This window comes from Stenotrophomonas maltophilia, assembly GCF_001676385.1.
Taxonomy (GTDB): Bacteria; Pseudomonadota; Gammaproteobacteria; order Xanthomonadales; family Xanthomonadaceae; genus Stenotrophomonas; species Stenotrophomonas maltophilia_J.
Map to the genome: position 1 here is coordinate 119,433 of NZ_LYVJ01000009.1, position 15,149 is coordinate 134,581.

Annotated in this window: 16 protein-coding genes, 1 tRNA gene and 1 pseudogene; 4 read left to right on the forward strand and 14 right to left on the reverse strand. The window is 67.1% G+C overall.

Annotated elements, in window-relative coordinates; all coding sequences use genetic code 11:
- Positions 1-208: 208 nt before the first annotated feature.
- The 9 genes and pseudogenes from A9K58_RS12985 to birA all read right to left on the reverse strand — a co-directional run bounded on the left by A9K58_RS12985 (position 209) and on the right by birA (position 6,606).
- On the reverse strand, positions 209-784 hold the full coding sequence (locus tag A9K58_RS12985) for a S26 family signal peptidase (RefSeq protein ID WP_065199717.1): 576 nt from the start codon (positions 782-784) through the stop codon (positions 209-211).
- Positions 781-1,020, reverse strand: a pseudogene (locus A9K58_RS12990) (DUF2840 domain-containing protein); the annotation flags it as partial. The gene A9K58_RS12985 and the pseudogene A9K58_RS12990, both read right to left, overlap by 4 nt.
- Before the next feature lie 108 nt (positions 1,021-1,128).
- On the reverse strand, positions 1,129-1,569 hold the full coding sequence (locus A9K58_RS12995) for a hypothetical protein (protein WP_155760490.1): 441 nt from the start codon (positions 1,567-1,569) through the stop codon (positions 1,129-1,131).
- A complete protein-coding gene (locus A9K58_RS13000; protein ID WP_065199719.1) occupies positions 1,569-1,802 on the reverse strand; it encodes a hypothetical protein in 234 nt (77 codons plus the stop codon). The genes A9K58_RS12995 and A9K58_RS13000 overlap by 1 nt, the downstream gene beginning before the upstream one ends.
- A 744-nt stretch (positions 1,803-2,546) precedes the next feature.
- Positions 2,547-3,767 (reverse strand): tyrosine-type recombinase/integrase, encoded by a 1,221-nt coding sequence (locus A9K58_RS13005; protein ID WP_065199720.1) that lies wholly within the window; start codon positions 3,765-3,767, stop codon positions 2,547-2,549.
- Positions 3,768-3,939: 172 nt separating this feature from the next.
- Positions 3,940-4,015: transfer RNA gene (locus A9K58_RS13010), tRNA-Thr, on the reverse strand.
- A gap of 39 nt (positions 4,016-4,054) precedes the next feature.
- On the reverse strand, positions 4,055-4,903 hold the full coding sequence (locus tag A9K58_RS13015) for an SPOR domain-containing protein (protein ID WP_065199721.1): 849 nt from the start codon (positions 4,901-4,903) through the stop codon (positions 4,055-4,057).
- A gap of 9 nt (positions 4,904-4,912) precedes the next feature.
- On the reverse strand, positions 4,913-5,644 hold the full coding sequence (locus tag A9K58_RS13020) for a type III pantothenate kinase (RefSeq protein ID WP_065199722.1): 732 nt from the start codon (positions 5,642-5,644) through the stop codon (positions 4,913-4,915).
- Positions 5,641-6,606: a bifunctional biotin--[acetyl-CoA-carboxylase] ligase/biotin operon repressor BirA gene (birA, locus tag A9K58_RS13025; protein ID WP_065199723.1), complete on the reverse strand. Its 966-nt coding sequence runs from the start codon at positions 6,604-6,606 to the stop codon at positions 5,641-5,643. Before birA ends, A9K58_RS13020 begins: the two co-directional genes overlap by 4 nt.
- A 143-nt stretch (positions 6,607-6,749) precedes the next feature.
- Between birA and A9K58_RS13030 the strand changes: the two genes are divergently transcribed.
- Together A9K58_RS13030 and A9K58_RS13035 are read left to right on the forward strand one after the other, a co-directional pair.
- Positions 6,750-7,034, forward strand: coding sequence for a hypothetical protein (locus A9K58_RS13030; RefSeq protein ID WP_065199724.1), 285 nt, complete (start codon positions 6,750-6,752; stop codon positions 7,032-7,034).
- Positions 7,001-7,789, forward strand: a complete 789-nt coding sequence (locus tag A9K58_RS13035; RefSeq protein WP_196769196.1) for a M90 family metallopeptidase — start codon at positions 7,001-7,003, stop codon at positions 7,787-7,789. Before A9K58_RS13030 ends, A9K58_RS13035 begins: the two co-directional genes overlap by 34 nt.
- Positions 7,790-7,874: 85 nt before the next feature.
- On the opposite strand, the gene A9K58_RS13040 is transcribed toward A9K58_RS13035, so the two are convergent.
- From A9K58_RS13040 to dusA, 4 genes are all read right to left on the reverse strand, one after another.
- Positions 7,875-9,299: an ATP-binding protein gene (locus tag A9K58_RS13040; protein WP_065199726.1), complete on the reverse strand. Its 1,425-nt coding sequence runs from the start codon at positions 9,297-9,299 to the stop codon at positions 7,875-7,877.
- 25 nt (positions 9,300-9,324) lie between these two features.
- A complete protein-coding gene (locus A9K58_RS13045; protein ID WP_053520384.1) occupies positions 9,325-10,008 on the reverse strand; it encodes a response regulator transcription factor in 684 nt (227 codons plus the stop codon).
- 72 nt (positions 10,009-10,080) lie between these two features.
- Positions 10,081-10,464: a hypothetical protein gene (locus A9K58_RS13050; RefSeq protein ID WP_065199727.1), complete on the reverse strand. Its 384-nt coding sequence runs from the start codon at positions 10,462-10,464 to the stop codon at positions 10,081-10,083.
- Between the two features lie 214 nt (positions 10,465-10,678).
- A complete protein-coding gene (gene dusA / locus A9K58_RS13055) occupies positions 10,679-11,710 on the reverse strand; it encodes a tRNA dihydrouridine(20/20a) synthase DusA (RefSeq protein ID WP_065199728.1) in 1,032 nt (343 codons plus the stop codon).
- A 401-nt stretch (positions 11,711-12,111) separates the two neighbouring features.
- On the opposite strand from dusA, the gene A9K58_RS13060 reads away from it, so the two are divergent.
- Positions 12,112-12,420, forward strand: coding sequence for an addiction module antidote protein (locus A9K58_RS13060; protein ID WP_004136660.1), 309 nt, complete (start codon positions 12,112-12,114; stop codon positions 12,418-12,420).
- A 56-nt stretch (positions 12,421-12,476) separates the two neighbouring features.
- On the opposite strand, the gene A9K58_RS13065 is transcribed toward A9K58_RS13060, so the two are convergent.
- Positions 12,477-13,931 (reverse strand): SulP family inorganic anion transporter, encoded by a 1,455-nt coding sequence (locus tag A9K58_RS13065; RefSeq protein ID WP_065199729.1) that lies wholly within the window; start codon positions 13,929-13,931, stop codon positions 12,477-12,479.
- Between the two features lie 207 nt (positions 13,932-14,138).
- Here A9K58_RS13065 and A9K58_RS13070 point away from each other — a divergent pair, with 207 nt between their 5' ends.
- A complete protein-coding gene (locus A9K58_RS13070; RefSeq protein ID WP_065199730.1) occupies positions 14,139-15,119 on the forward strand; it encodes a cation diffusion facilitator family transporter in 981 nt (326 codons plus the stop codon).
- Positions 15,120-15,149: the final 30 nt, after the last annotated feature.

Below are 15,149 nucleotides of genomic sequence, written 5' to 3' on the forward strand. Positions count from 1 at the left end.
ATCTGCACAGGGAAATGCACGTTGCCGTGCAGCAGCGGATGCCGTGCGAAGTGCGGCGCGGATGCGCTCGCACTGCACGTATGGCGACATGGCGAATGCACGCGCATCGACACACCCGATGGCAGGTCAGCGGCAAGCGGTAGCGCGCCGGACATGCCACGGGAAGGACGAAGGCCCACGCGCCAGCGAAGCCGCAAGTCATGCACGGTCATGGCTGCTTCTCCAGATAGAGCGGCTGCGCGACGCCGATCACGGCGGATGCCTGGATCGGCCCGAAGTAGCGGCTGTCGAACGACGCCGGGTTGGTCGTGCTCAACAGGAACAGTTCGCCGTCGGCCAGCGGCCGGCAATGCGGCCAGGATGGCAGCGGACGGCCCAGGCGGTCGGCAGGCAGCACGGCGGCCATCGGCACGCCGTCTATACGTACCTGACCGGCGACGATGCAGACGTGTTGCGGCGCGACCGCACCCACACGCTTGAGCAGCGGGATGTGGGATGGCGGGTAGCCGCGCTGCGCAGCGAGCGCGGCCACGTCTGCCGGAAGCCGGGCCAGCACGATGCTGCCCACGGACAATGGACGTGGCGGCGAGCCGGCCCGCTCGATGCGATACCAGCCGACCGGCACGCTGTCCGACGGGTTGTAGACCACGTGCGCCGCAGGCCGCACGAAGGATGCCCAGGCCAGCGCAGCGAGGCCGCAGGCGGACAGAACGGCCGGCACGATGCGAGCGCGCAGGCGGGGGCGAGGTTCCGGTGGGGTTCCGGGCGTAGAGGCGGCCGTCATTGCAGCGTCCTCCCGGCCAGCCAGGCGGCATGCCGCTCGGCGGTGTATTCGGGCAGCGGCAGGCGCGCCGCCAGACGGTTGCGCAGCGTGCGCCAGTACGGGGACGACACGTCGATGGCGGCGATGCCCAGCGCCTCTATGGCATCGGTGCGTTCCAGCACGGCGCGCACCTTGCTTTCTCCTTCGACGTGCAGCAGCAGATGCGCGCCCGGCTGCACGCCGGGGATGCGCTGAAGAAGTAAACCGGTGACCGGCCCGAGCCCTGATCCCGATCAGCGCCGGGCATGATCGAAAGACGGCCCGCCGCCATCGGTTGCGGGCCGTCGCGCTGTTGCCGCGCCTGGCTAGCGTGCGGCACATGCCTCCCAATGGGGGCGGCCGTCGGCGCCGGGAGCCACGGCGATTGCACGGGTCGTACCCGTACCTGCCTGCAGGCAGAAGAACGCATTGAACCAGCGCGATTGCGCCTTTCCACCGCGGCCCTCGGCATGCCCCCACATTTCCACCTGGTAGCGCTTGCCGGGCTGCAGCGCCGGCTCGGCCACGCCCTCGCGCAGGGAATCACGCTCCCAGATCGGTGTGCCTCCGCTGCCGACCTCCATCACCGACACGCCGGTGATGCGTGGGGGATGGGCGCGCGTCTCGCTGCTGTCCGGCACGCCGAAGCACGGCACGCCACTGCGGTCCTGCACCGTGGCCGGCTGGTAGCGCGCCGGCGGAGAGGTGCAGCTGGCCATCATCTGCAGCAGCAGACCAAGCAGGGTCACCGGCAGTCGCACTCGCATCATCGGGTTGTCCTCGGCAGGTTGTCCTTGCTGCTGCGGTTGGCCAGGAAGCTGGCCAGGGTCCGCTCCAGCTGTGCGGCGGTATCGGGCGTGGTCTGGTACCGCACGTTGTTCATGCGCGACTGTGACCCACGGAACGTGACAAGGAAGTAGTCCGCCAGCATGTCGCCCTGCGCCTCCATGTTGTAATCATGGAACAGGCGCGTTTCATCGAGCAGGTAGTCGTAGCTCATGCCCGGCCTCGGTGCCCGCACCAGCTTGACGTTGTAGCGCCGAGCACCTAGTGGCCCAGCTAGATGGCGGCAAGGACGTGGCCGGCATCATCGCTGCTGCCTGCTGGCTCTGCAACATGCGCCGGCACCAATGTAAATCGCCGCCCTCCCCCGTGGCCTACCGTGCCTTCGTGCAAAATCGCCTGGCGAAGGGAAAGTGGCACCCGCCGAGCGTGGCCAAGTTGCTCCTTAGAACGCGTGGACCGCAACCACCCGCCAGATGAGCTCCGCCGCGCTGATGCCTTGCCCAAGGTACCGCCATCGGCCGTGAACGGCTCCTCCCCACCTGACCCGGCAGCATGCGGGAGCGGTTGGTCAAGAATCCGACCGCAGCTTGATCGAGCGCTACACCGCCGAGCATCGGAACCGGATAGGTGGGCGTCAACGAGTCAAAGACCCGCAGACTCTTGGCCACGCGCCCTGCCCAGGTTGACCGGAGAGGACAACGGACCGGCGAACACGTCCCCGGGCTGCTAGGTCACCAAGCGGTTGAGATCATCTTTCTGCCAGCGCCCCCCCCCTTGCGGACCGGGTCGCCCAAGGAGAAGCGGTTGGTCTGCGGAAAAGTATGGCGAGCTAACCTCCATGCTGCGGTTCTGGCCAACCCTGCACTTCGGGGTCTGGGTAGCCGGTAGAGCCGCCGCGAGAGCGGCGGCAGAGATCCGTAGGGCTCGGTGGTTAGCGACCAACTACTAGTTATCGTGCTTATACCACTGCCAGCAGCTTTGCCTTACCTGTTCCAATCCTTAGCTTGTCCAAGTAGTCGGCCCATGCTTGCATCATCCGGCGCCGCTCCGGAAGATGTTCAGCGCGGTTGTAGGCTGCTTTGATGGGGTTACGCTCCGCATGAGCTAACTGCCGCTCAATCGCATCCGAGGTCCACCCCATCTCGTGCAGGAGTGTGGATGCCATGCTCCGGAATCCATGACCCGTCATGTCGTCAGTCCCGTAGCCCAGCCTTCGCAGTGCTGCGTTAACGGTGTTCTCGCTCATGGGGTCGCGCAGGCTACGCACTGATGGGAAGATGTAACGGCTCTTACTGGTCAATGGGTGGAGCTCACGGAGAACCGCCAGGGCCTGCTTTGATAGGGGGACGATGTGTGCAACGCCCATCTTCATCTTTTCTGCTGGGATACACCATTGGCCAGCCTCGAAGTCGATCTCGGACCATTCCGCCTTCCTCAGTTCACCTGGACGGGTGAACACCAGCGGCGCGAACTTGAGGGCGCACAGGGTCGTGAGCTGGCCCGTGTATCCGTCAATCGCCCGCAGTAGCTGCCCAATCTCTGCAGGATCCGTGATCGATGCATAGTGACGGTTCTTTGTGGTCTTCAACGCCCCTCGTAGGGCTGCAGTAGGGTCCCGATCTAGCCGACCTGTGGCCACTGCGTATCGAAATACTTGGCCGCAGATCTGGCGCAGCCGTTGGGTCGACTCAATCTTGTCCTGGGCCTCAAGCCGGCGCAGAACTGACAGAACCTCTGCAGTGCTGATGTCTTCGATTGCGCGCTTACCTAGCCATGGGAATGCGTATGTCTCAAGCATCCACTTGGCTTTGGACCGCGTGCTGTCTGCCAGATCCCCTCTTGTCTCGAGCCACTCAAGGGCCAATGCTCCGAAGCGCCCATCTGCGGACAGCCGGGCCTTCAGCTTTCCCAACTGTTTCTCTTCAGACGGATCCTTGCCGTCTCGCAACTGCGCCCGCGCCGCATCGCGCTTGTCACACGCCTCCTTCAAGGTCACCTCTGGGTAGACCCCGATGGAGAGCAACTTCTCCTTGCCCGCATGGCGGTACTTCATTCGCCAGTAGCGATTGCCATTGGGCATGACCTGCAGGTAGAGCCCTGCTCCCACGGCAAGCTTGTAGGGCTTCTCCTTACCCTTTGCGTTCCTCGCAGCCATATCTGTCAACGACTTCTGAGCCATTGGGGGTACATCCTCCTATCAATCTAGCTTAGTCCCCCTTGTACCCCCAATTGCACCCCCTGAGAGGGCGGATGCTCATGGACGACTGGAGACAAAAAGCACAAAAAAACCCGCCATTTCAGCGGGATGATTGTGCACCGCGGACATTTGCGGATGCTAGTGGATCGGAAGATGGTGCCGCTTATCCGAATCGAACGGATGACCTACTGTTTACAAGACAGTTGCTCTACCAACTGAGCTAAAGCGGCGTGGTGGCGCACCGGCGGCAGCGCCGCGGTCCGGGGATTCTAGCGCAACCGCGTGCAATCCAGCGACCGGCTCTGTGCCGCCCCGCTGCGCTGCTGGGCCTGGGCCGGCTGCGTGCCCGCCGCCAGTTGCCCTTCCAGCCACCACTGGCCGGCGTCGCCGCTGGCGACAAGGCGCGGCTGGAAGCCGGCGGCCTGCACCGCCGCCATGCGCCGCTCGGCGCCTTCGCGGTTGCGGTACTGGCCCAGCGCCACGGCGTTGGCCTCCTCGCCCTGGCTGATGATGTAGTAGTCGCTCAGGCCGGCGGCGACGATGCGCTTCACGGTGGCCTGCGCTTCTTCGCGGTTGGTGGCGGCCGGCAGCAGCACCCGGTAACGGGCACTGCCGCTGGCAGCGGGCTGTTCGCGCAGGCGCGTCTGGCTGAGCAGCGTGCCGGCCTTGCCCTGCGCGCTGCTCGCGGCGGCGCGGTCGGCGAACGGGCCCAGCGCGACGCAGCGCGGCGGCTCAGCGGCCGCGGGCGGGGTTACGGGCTTTTCCGGTGCCGGAACGGGTGCAGGCGGTGTTCCCGGCTTGGCAGCGTCAGCAACCGGCGTAGCCTCAGCCACCTGCGGCTTGGCGATCTCGGGCTTGGGCGGGGCTGCCGGCGCAGGCGTCGCCGCCACAGCGGTCTTCTCCGCCGGTTCGCGCTCCATCAGCGGCGCGGTCGGGGCGGCAGCAGTGGCCTCGGCGGCCGCGTCCGCGTCCGCGCCACCAGGCACCCAAAGCAGCTCGGCCACGCCAGTGGGTTGCGGTGGCGGCGCGGGCTTCTGCGGCTCGTCGCGCAGCAGCCACCAGCAGGCAACGCCAAGATTGAGGATGGCCAGTACGACGATCAGGGCACGGGTCAGCATGCGCGGATACTAGCCTGCGGGCGGGTGCACCGCCCAGCGGGCGAGGCCATCCAGCACCAGCGACGGGTGGTAGTCGGCGGTGGGCAGCAACGGCATCAGCGCAGGTGCGCCGCCGCCATGCACCAGCAATGACGGCGCGACGCCCAGCAAGGCATGCGCCTGCTCCGCGCTGCGTTCGATCAGCGCCACCGCAGCACCGTCGCAACCCGACGCCAACGCATCGGCCGTGTCGTTGGCGAATTCACTGTAGTCGCCACCGGTGGCCGGCAACTGGGCCGCGCGCGCGTGCAGCGCTTCGCGCATGGTGGTGGGTGATGCGGAGATACGGCCACCGTGATGCTGGCCCGCCGCGTCCAGCAGATCAAGGGTCAATGCGGTACCCACGCCCACCACCAGCACCGGGCGCTGCGCCTTGGCAGCCGCCAGCAGCGCGAGGAAGCGGTCCACGCCGAACTTCTCGGGCCTGGCATAGGCAATGCGCACGCCGGCGCATTCAGCACTGGTGCGCACCACATGCACGTGCTCGAAACGGCGCTGCAGCTGATCCAGCATGGCACGGGTCAGCGATGGCGCTGCCACGCTGGCCACGAACGCGGTGGTACCGCTGGGTAGGCTGTGCGGTGGCTGCCCGGCCATGCCCTCGGCACCGTGCGCCCAGGCCTGCACGTCGCCCGCGCGGTCACCCTGCAACGGCGCGAACTTGAAACGCGAGTTGCCCAGGTCGAACAACCAGTCGCTCATGCCGCCCTCACGCTGACTTCGCCGGCGTGCAGCAGGCGCTCGCGGCCATCGATGCGCACGCGCAACGCGCCGTCATCGGCCAGCCCCAGCGCGGTGCCGTGCTGCCATTGCCCAGCCAGCTCCACCCGTACTTCGCGGCCAGCCAGCATGTCGAAGGCAGCGTAGCGCGGCAGGAACGGGGCCAGGCCTTCGCGGTCGAATGCCTCCAGCGCCGGCAACAGGCGCGCCAGCACGGCGGCGACCACTCCGTTGCGGTCCACCGGATGGCCCGCCAGCGTCTCCAGGTCCACCCACGGCTGGGTGATCTGTTCGCCGAACGAGGGTGGCATGTGCGTGTTGATGCCGATTCCGATCACTGCACGTGCCGGGCCGGCGTATTCGCCTCCCCCTTCTGCGAGCAGGCCGACCAGCTTGCGGCCGTCGACCAGGACATCATTCGGCCACTTCAACTGCACCTGGGTGTAGCCCAGATCATGAAGCGCTTCGGCGACGGCGACGCCGGCCACCAGGCTCAGCCCCGCCAGCCGGCCGAGGCCACCGGAGAACAGGCGCAGGACCGACAGGTAGACGTGCGCGGCCAGTGGCGAGGCCCAGGTTCGGCCCCGGCGGCCGCGTCCACCGGTCTGGCGTTCGGCCAGCAGGACGCTGACCCCGCGCTGGGGGGCGTTGCAGCGCAGCAATTCGGCATTGGTCGAATCCACCGTCCACGCCACCTGCAGGTCGTGCAGCAGGGCTTGGGTGCCGGCGGGCAGGCCAGCCTTGATCGTTGCCGGATCCAGCAGCGTCACCGGGCGAGTCAGGCCATAGCCCTCGCCGGCACGTCCCTCGATGCCCACGCCGGCGGCCCTAAGCCCTTGAATACGCTTCCAAATGGCCGCCCGGGTCTGGCCCAGCTCGCGAGCCAGGGCATCACCGGACAGGCGACCGGCAGCGAGTTTGGCCAGCAGTTGGCGATCGTCCACGGCAGCTTCCACGAAGTCAGTACGGAATTATGCGGGAAAGCCGCCAGCGGCGCCCGCCATGGGCCGGCGCAGGGGGCTTCCAACAGGGCGGCAGGTTCGGGCTAGAATCGGGGACTCACCTCCCCTTAACGTGGATGTCGTCAATGCGCCGCTATGCCCATTGCCTGATCCTGCTGACGATGCCCTTCGCGGCGTCTGCAACGGCAGCGCTGGACGACAGCCGCGGAGCATGCGTGTCGTCCACTGTCGACGCCGCATCGCAGCGCGTACCGACCGCCACGGCGCCGGCCGCGGCGGCCAGGCCGGCACCGGTACGCCCCGCAGCCAGCGGCGCCACCAGTACCGGGGGAGGCGGCAGCGACGACGACGTGCTGCAGCGCATCCGTGCGCCGAAGTGGCACAGCTACCTGCCGGGAATGTTCCGCTGATCAAGTCGTTGCTGCAGTGGCTGCGGCCCACGCCGCAGCCGGTCGATGATGTGCTGTGGGATGCAGCCTGCCGCCGCGCGGCCTGGCTCCACGGCCTGGGCGACGAACGCCGTTCGCGGCTGCGTGGGCTGGCCACGCGCTTCCTGCACGAGAAGACCATCACCCCGATCGGCGAACTGCAGTTGCAGCCCGCCGATGGCGTGCTGCTGGCCGCGCTGTGCTGCCTGCCGCTGCTGGAGTTTGGCGAGGTCGGGCTGGAAGGCTGGTCGCAGCTGATCGTCTACCCCGACGCATTCCGCGTGCATCGCAGCCACCTGGACGCAGCGGGCGTGCTGCACGAATGGGATGACGAACTGATCGGCGAGTCGTGGGACAGTGGACCGTTGATCCTGTCCTGGGCCGACGTGCAGGCCGACCTGGCGGCGCCGCACGAGGGCTACTGCGTGGCGGTGCACGAAATGGTGCACAAGCTGGACGCGCTGGATGGCGCGATGGACGGTACGCCACCGTTGCCGCGTGCGTGGCAGCGCGAATGGGCGGGCGTTTTCCAGCGCGCCTACGATGCGTTCTGTGCACAGGTGGACGCGGGCGAAGAGACGCTGATCGATCCGTATGCGGCCGAGGCGCCGGAAGAGTTCTTCGCAGTGGCCAGCGAGTACCACTTCTCGGCGCCGGACCTGCTGCTGCAGGCGTTGCCGGAGGTGGCCGCGCAGCTGCGGCGGTTCTATGGCGAGCCGCCGGCGATGGCCGGCTGATTCATTACCCGGGCTTCTGTAGAGCCGAACCATGCTCGGCTGCTTTTCGCGGAGCAGTCGAGCATGGCTCGACTCTACACAACGCCTACGGCCCCGGCGGCAGGCGCACTTCGAAGCGGGCACCGCCCAGTTCACTGGACCGGCCCACGGCCAGCTCGCCGCGGTAATCCTTGATCAGGTCCTGCACGATCGACAGGCCGATGCCGTGCCCCTGCACGCGCTCGTCGCCGCGCACGCCGCGCTGCAGCACCTTGCCGATGTCGTCGGGTGCGATGCCCGGGCCATCGTCGTCCACGGCCAGCAGCAGGCCGGCACGGCGCGCGTTCGGCGCCGGCAAGGGCTGCGCGGTCAGCAGCACGCGGCGACTGGCCCACTTGAAGGCATTTTCCAGCAGGTTGCCAAGCAGTTCCTGCAGGTCGCCGGGCTCGCCATGGAAGCGCGCGGCCGGGTCGATGTCGAACTCGCACAGCACGCCCTTCGAGGCATAGACCTTTTCCAGGCCGCGCACGATTTCCTCGGCGTTGGATTCGATCGGCAACGGCGCGGAGAACAGCTTGTGGCCTGACGACGCAGCGCGCGCCAGCTGGTACGAGACCAGGTTGTTCATGCGCTGCAGCTGCACGTCCAGTTCCTCGCGCAGCGCGCCATCGCCGGCACCGCTGTCCATCTGCGTGCGCAGCACCGCGATCGGCGTCTTCAGGCTGTGCGCCAGGTCGGCCAGGGTGTTGCGCTGGCGCTCGAGATTCTCGCGCTCGCTTTCAATGAAGGCGTTGATGCTGTCGGTCAGTGGTTCCAGCTCGCGCGGGTGGCGCTCGCTCATGCGCTCGGTCTCACCGCGCTGCACCTTGGTCAGCTCGGCGATCACGCGGCGCAGCGGCCGCAGGCTCCACTGCAGGATGACCGTCTGCAGCAGCAACAGGATCAGGCCGATGCCGCCCAGGTAGAACCAGACCCGGCTGCGGAATACGCGCAGCTGCGCGCCCAGCGCGCGCGAGTCTTCCATCACGTAGATGGTGTACGGGAATTCGGTGGCAGGGTCGGCGTCGGCGTCCCACACCAGGCCCAGGCCATAGCGGTACACCGAGCCCTGGCTGCCGTCGATCTGGATCATCGGCAGCGGGCCTTCGAACACCTCCTGGCGCGGCGCGAGCAGGCCGCCCCCCACGGTGGGCAGCATCGGGCCTTCGGCGGACATTGAATTGCCCTTGCCGTGCGGCATCACCACCTGCAGGTACAGGCCGCTGCCCGGCACATCGAAGCGCGAATCCGGCGGCTGCTCGCGGATGTACAGCGAGCGGTCGCGGGTGAAGTCGATGCCGGCCGCGTAGGCGGTGGCATAGTTCTTCAGGCGTTCGCGCAGGTTCGCCTTCGCGGTATCGGCGAAGGCGGCATCCAGCGCGTAGCCGGCAAGCGCCAGGAACGCGACCAGGCCCACGGACGCGGCGAACGTCTGGCGCGCCTGCAGGGAGCGCGGCCGCCAGCGTCGGAAGAACCACAGACGGCCGGACATCGTGTAATCGCCAGGGTGAGCCGGCTCAGCCCTCGTTGCGCGGGATCGCGAAACGGTAGCCGCGACCACGCACGGTCTCGATCGGCTTCAGTTCGCCATCCGGGTCCAGCTTCTTGCGCAGGCGGCCGATGAAGACCTCCAGCACGTTCGAGTCGCGATCGAAGTCCTGCTGGTAGATGTGCTCGGTGAGGTCGGCCTTGGAGACCAGTTCACCGGCGTGCATCATCAGGTACTCCAGCACCTTGTACTCGTAGCTGGTCAGGTCGACGTTGCTGCCGGACACGCTGACGGTCTGTGCAGCGAGGTCCAGCGCGACCGGGCCGCACTCCAGGGTCGGCTTGCTCCAGCCAGCGGCGCGGCGCAGCAGCGCGTTGACGCGCGCCAGCAGTTCTTCGACGTGGAACGGCTTGACCAGGTAATCATCGGCGCCCTGCTTCAGGCCTTCGACCTTGTCCTGCCAGCTCGAACGCGCGGTCAGGATCAGCACCGGGAACTTCTTGCCTTCGTCACGCAGGGCCTTGATCAGCTCCATGCCCGACATCTTGGGCAGGCCGAGGTCGATGATGCCGACGTCGAACGGCACTTCGCGCCCCATGTAAAGGCCTTCCTCGCCGTCCTGCGCAGCATCGACGGCAAAGCCTTCGCGCTTGAGCCGGGCTGCCAGGGTCTCACGCAGCGGGGCTTCGTCTTCGACCAGAAGGATACGCATGAACTCTCCCTAGTGTCCTGGGTGTGGCCCGGAGGCCAGTGGGTGCGGGTTGATAGCGGCAACTATCCCTGTTCAGGGGTTATCGCCGCGTAGTGATGACATATCCGACCGCGGCGTGCGCGGCTGTGAACGTGACGGCGCGGGGTCATCCATGTAGCGGACCCGGCCCCGGTCGTCCATGTACTTCACCCGGTTGATGTCACGACCATCGAACGGTACGCGCTCGGCGCCGAGGATGTGGCCGCCGGTGGTGCGTTGCACGCGGCGTACTGCATCGGACAGCGAGCGCTCGTCGCCGCGGCCACCGCGCTCGCCCCGGCCCATCATCTCCGCCCGTCCGTGCTCACCGCGCAACGGCTGTTGCGCCAGCGCCAGCGCCGGCGACAGCGGCACAGCCACCGCCATCACCACGCAGGTGGCCAGGGCAATGCGGCAATGGAGGGGAACGGAAGACATCGATGCGATCCTAGCCGAGCACGGCGATTCGTTCAAAAGTCGTAAATCCGGGAACCGGGGTACGCGACCCGGTCTTTACAATTCCTTTGCAAATTCTTGGTTTGAGGCAGTGAATCCGGTCTGAACTTTTCCGGTTGCTGCGCAGTATTGTTCATCTAAGTGAACATTCGGGACCAACCAGCCCTGCCTTGTCAAGTCAGGAATGTGATGAAAATCACACAACGACGCGATCGGCGTCGCGCTCGGTAGTGGCCAGCGCCTGCTCGACCAAGCGCCAATCCGCGCCCGGGCGGTGTGCGCCTTCGCTCAACACCTGGCGGAATGCGCGGCCACCGGGCTGGCCGTGGAACAGGCCGAGCAGGTGGCGGGTGATGTGCTTCAGTGCCAGGCCTTCGGCCAGCCGTGCTTCCACGTAAGGCCGCAGCGCGCGCAGCAGGTCGCCACGGGCCCGCAGGGGGGTTCCGGTGTGCAGCGACTCCAGCTGATGCAGCAGGTAGGGATCGTGGTATGCCGCGCGGCCCAGCATCACGCCATCGACCTGCCCAGCCTGGGCCTGCACCGCCTCGACACTGGCCAGGCCGCCGTTGAGGACCACCGGCAGCGTCGGCCGCTCCTGCTTCAGGCGATAGGCCCAGTCGTACTTCAGCGGCGGAACCTCGCGGTTCTCCTTCGGCGACAGGCCCTTCAGCCACGCATTGCGCGCGTGCACCACCACCATCGCCGCGCCGGCCGCGACCTGGCGGTCGACGAAGGCAGCGAACACGTCGTAATCGTTGTCTTCGTCGACGCCCAGCCGGCACTTCACCGTCACCGGGATGTCGACCGCACCGGCCATCGCCGCCACGCACTCAGCCACCAGCGCCGGCTCGCGCATCAGGCAGGCGCCAAAACGCCCGGCCTGCACGCGGTCGGACGGACAACCGCAGTTGAGGTTGACCTCGTCGTAGCCCCATTCGGCCGCAATGCGCGCCGCCTGCGCCAGCAGTGCCGGATCGCTACCGCCCAGCTGCAACGCCAGCGGCTGTTCACTGCGATCGAAGCCGAGCAGGCGCTCGCGATCACCGTGGATGACCGCGTTGGCATGCACCATCTCGGTGTATAGCCGCGCACCTGGGGCGAGCACGCGATGGAAGACCCGGCAATGGCGATCGGTCCAATCCATCATGGGCGCAACGGACAGGCGCAGGGAATCGGCGTAACGGGCGGTGGCGGACGTCATCGGGGCGTTGATCGTGGAGACTGGCATTGCCAGTGAGATCAATAGTTTACACCGCCCGGCTGAATGCGCCCGGTCAGCCGCCCGGGCCCGTTTCCGGCCGGCGGCCGGGGCGGGCTGGGCGGCGGCGGCGGACGCCTCCTGCCCTCGGGGAGCTTGGGGTTCGCGTTCTCCATGGATACGACCGGCTGGTCCAGCGCAGTACGCCACGCATTGACGCAGATGCCAATTGAACGGTGTATCCTTTTGGATACGATTCATGGATGGCAACCCTCCAGGCAACAGAGACGTTCACGCGCTGGCTGCGCGGGCTCAACGACAGCGGCGCCCGAGCAGTGATCGTGGAACGCCTGCAGCGCGTCGCCCGCGGTCTCGCTTGCGGAGTTGCTGTAGCCGCCATTTGATTCCATGCCGTTCCCAGGACTCTCCCCATGAGCAAGCTGAAGACGATTCCCTTCGATCCCGCAGACTATCTGGATGATGACGTCGCAATCGCCACCTATCTGAGCGAGGCCTTGGCAGCAGGTGATGCCGGCCACTTCCAGGAGGCACTCGGAACAGTGGCGCGCGCGCGCGGCATGGGCGGCGTTGCCGAGGTCTCCGGTCTTGGACGCGAGAGCCTGTACAAGGCGCTGCGTCCCGGAGCACACCCGCGCTTCGACACCGTGCAGCGGGTACTGTCAGCGCTCGGGGTGCACCTCATCGTGCAAGCCGACAAGCAACCCGCTGGCACCGCCTGATCGCTGCCGCTGCGCCCGCCGGGCATGGCCCGGCGCTACCAGCATACCCTACGCAATCAATGCCCCCCAGGTGTGCCACCCACCTGCTCGATCAACGTCTGGCTGGCCGCATTGAGCCCCACCACCGTCACCTGCGCACCGTGTGCGGCCAGCTTTTCCTGCGCCCGCTCCAGCGCGGCCACGGCAGTCAGATCCCACAGGTGGGCATCGCGCAGGTCAATCTGCACCTTTGGCGCCACGTGCTGGTAATCAAACGCCGCGCCCAGCTGGCCGGCTGAAGCAAAGAACACCTGCCCACGCACGCGGTAGACCTGCGTGTCACCCGCATCGTCGCGCTGCACATCCAGCATGAGGCCAACCTTGCGCGCGAAGAACAGGGCCGACAGCAGCACACCGCTGAGCACGCCCTTGGCCAGATCGTGGGTGGCCACGGTGACCACCACGGTCAGCAGCATCACCGCAGACGAGCTGCGCGGATGCGTGCGCAGGTCGCGCAGCGAGCGCCAACTGAAAGTGCCAATGCTGACCATCATCATCACCGCCACCAGCGCAGCCATCGGGATCTGCCGCACCAGGTCGCTGCCGTACACCACCAGCAACAGCAGCAGCACGCCGGCCACCAGGCAGGACAGGCGGCCGCGGCCACCGGAGGTCACGTTGATCACCGACTGGCCGATCATCGCGCAACCGGCCATGCCGCCGAGGAAACCGGTGACCGTGTTCGCCACGCCCTGGCCGACGCATTCGCGGTTGCGCTCGCTGGGCGTCTCGGTGATGTCCTCGACGATCTGCAGGGTCATCATCGATTCGAGCAGGCCGACTACGGCCAGTGTGGCCGACACCGGCAGCAGGATACGCAGCGTCTCCCAGGTGGCCGGCACGTCGGGCAGCAGGAAATGCGGCAGGCTGTCGGGCAACTGGCCCATGTCACCCACGCTGCGCACGTCCACACCAAAGCCGATCACCACGGCAGTGAGTACGACGATGGCCACCAGCGGTGATGGCACGGCACGGGTGAGGCGCGGCAGCAGGTAGATGATCGCCAGCGCGGCGGCGCACAGCACGTACACAGTCGGGCCGCGACCCATCAGCTCGGGCATCTGCGCCAGGAAGATCAGGATCGCCAGCGCGTTGACGAAGCCGGTGATGACTGAGCGAGAAACGAAGCGCATCAGCGAGCCGAGCTTGAACACGCCCGCGAGCACCTGCAGCAGGCCGGCCAGGATGCTGGCGGCGAACAGGTACTGGAGGCCATGGTCCTTGACCAGGTCGACCATCACCAGCGCCATTGCACCGGTGGCAGCGGAGATCATGCCGGGGCGACCGCCAGCGATGGCGGTGATGACGGCAATGGAGAACGCGGCATACAGGCCGACCTTGGGGTCGACGCCGGCGATGAGCGAGAAGGCGATGGCCTCGGGAATCAGGGCCAGGGCGACGACGAGGCCGGACAGCAGGTCGCCACGGATGTTGCCGAGCCATTGCTGGCGCAGGGGGTAGGACGTTTGCATGGGAAAACTCCGCGCGCAGGCGGGCGTGGCCGCATGGCGCTGCAGTGGAAAGACACGGGTTCCTGAGCCGGGCGGGCCGGCGCCGATGTGCGGCAAGGGTCAGGGTGGCGTGATCACTGCAGGCGGGGGTCGGTACGCGGGAGGGACGCAGTCTACGGCACAGCGCTACCCAGGGACAGCGTCGACAGTCCGCAACGGCAGCGGAGCATGGCTCCACTCTACAATCGCGGCATGGCTACCGACCGCCCCCGCTTCTTCGACCCCACCACCGAACAGGGCGTGCTGCGCCTGTCGATCGCTGCTTCGCTGCTGCTGGCTGCGGCGGCGGTGATATTCGGCCTGCTGGCCAATTCCTCGCTGATCATCTTCGATGGCATCTACGGCCTGATCGACGTGGTGATGACCTGGTTGTCGCTGCTGGTCGCGCGGCTGATCAGGCTGTCCACCAGCACCGACGCGCTGCAGTCGCGGCTCAACCAGCGGTTCACCATGGGCTTCTGGCACCTGGAACCGATCGTGCTGGGAGTCAGCGGTACCCTGATGATCGGCGCGGCACTGTATGCGCTGGTCAATGCGGTGGATGCGCTGCTGTCCGGTGGCCGCCACATCGCGCTCGGTCCGGCCATTGCGTTCGCCGGGCTGTCGATCATCGGCGAAGGCGTGCTGGCCGGGTTCATCCTGCGCGCGAACCGCCGCATCGGTTCGGAGTTCATCGCGCTGGACGCGAAGAACTGGGTGATCGCCGCCAGCATGTCGGCCTGCTACCTGGTTGCCTTCCTCGGTGGCGCGCTGGTGCGCGGCACCCCGCTGGCCTGGGTCGGGCCCTACATCGACCCGGCCATCCTGGCCTTCGTCTGCGTGCTGGTGGTGATCGCCCCGCTTGGCACCGTACGCCGCGCGCTGGCTGGCATCCTGCTGGTCACCCCGCCGGAACTGCAGGCGCACGTGGACACCGTGGCACGCGACATCGTCACCCGGCATGGCTTTGTCGAGCACCGCAGCTATGTGGCGCAGGTGGGGCGGGGCGAGCAGATCGAGTTGTTCTTCGTGGTGCCGGAGAACGATCCACCGCGGCCACTGGTGGAATGGGACCGGCTGCGCGATGAGATCGGCGATGCGCTGGGCGAGGCCTCGCCGGACCGCTGGCTGACGATCGTGTTCACCACCGATCGCGAGTGGACGATCTAGGCAAGCAGGACGATGGATCAAGTTTTTCGT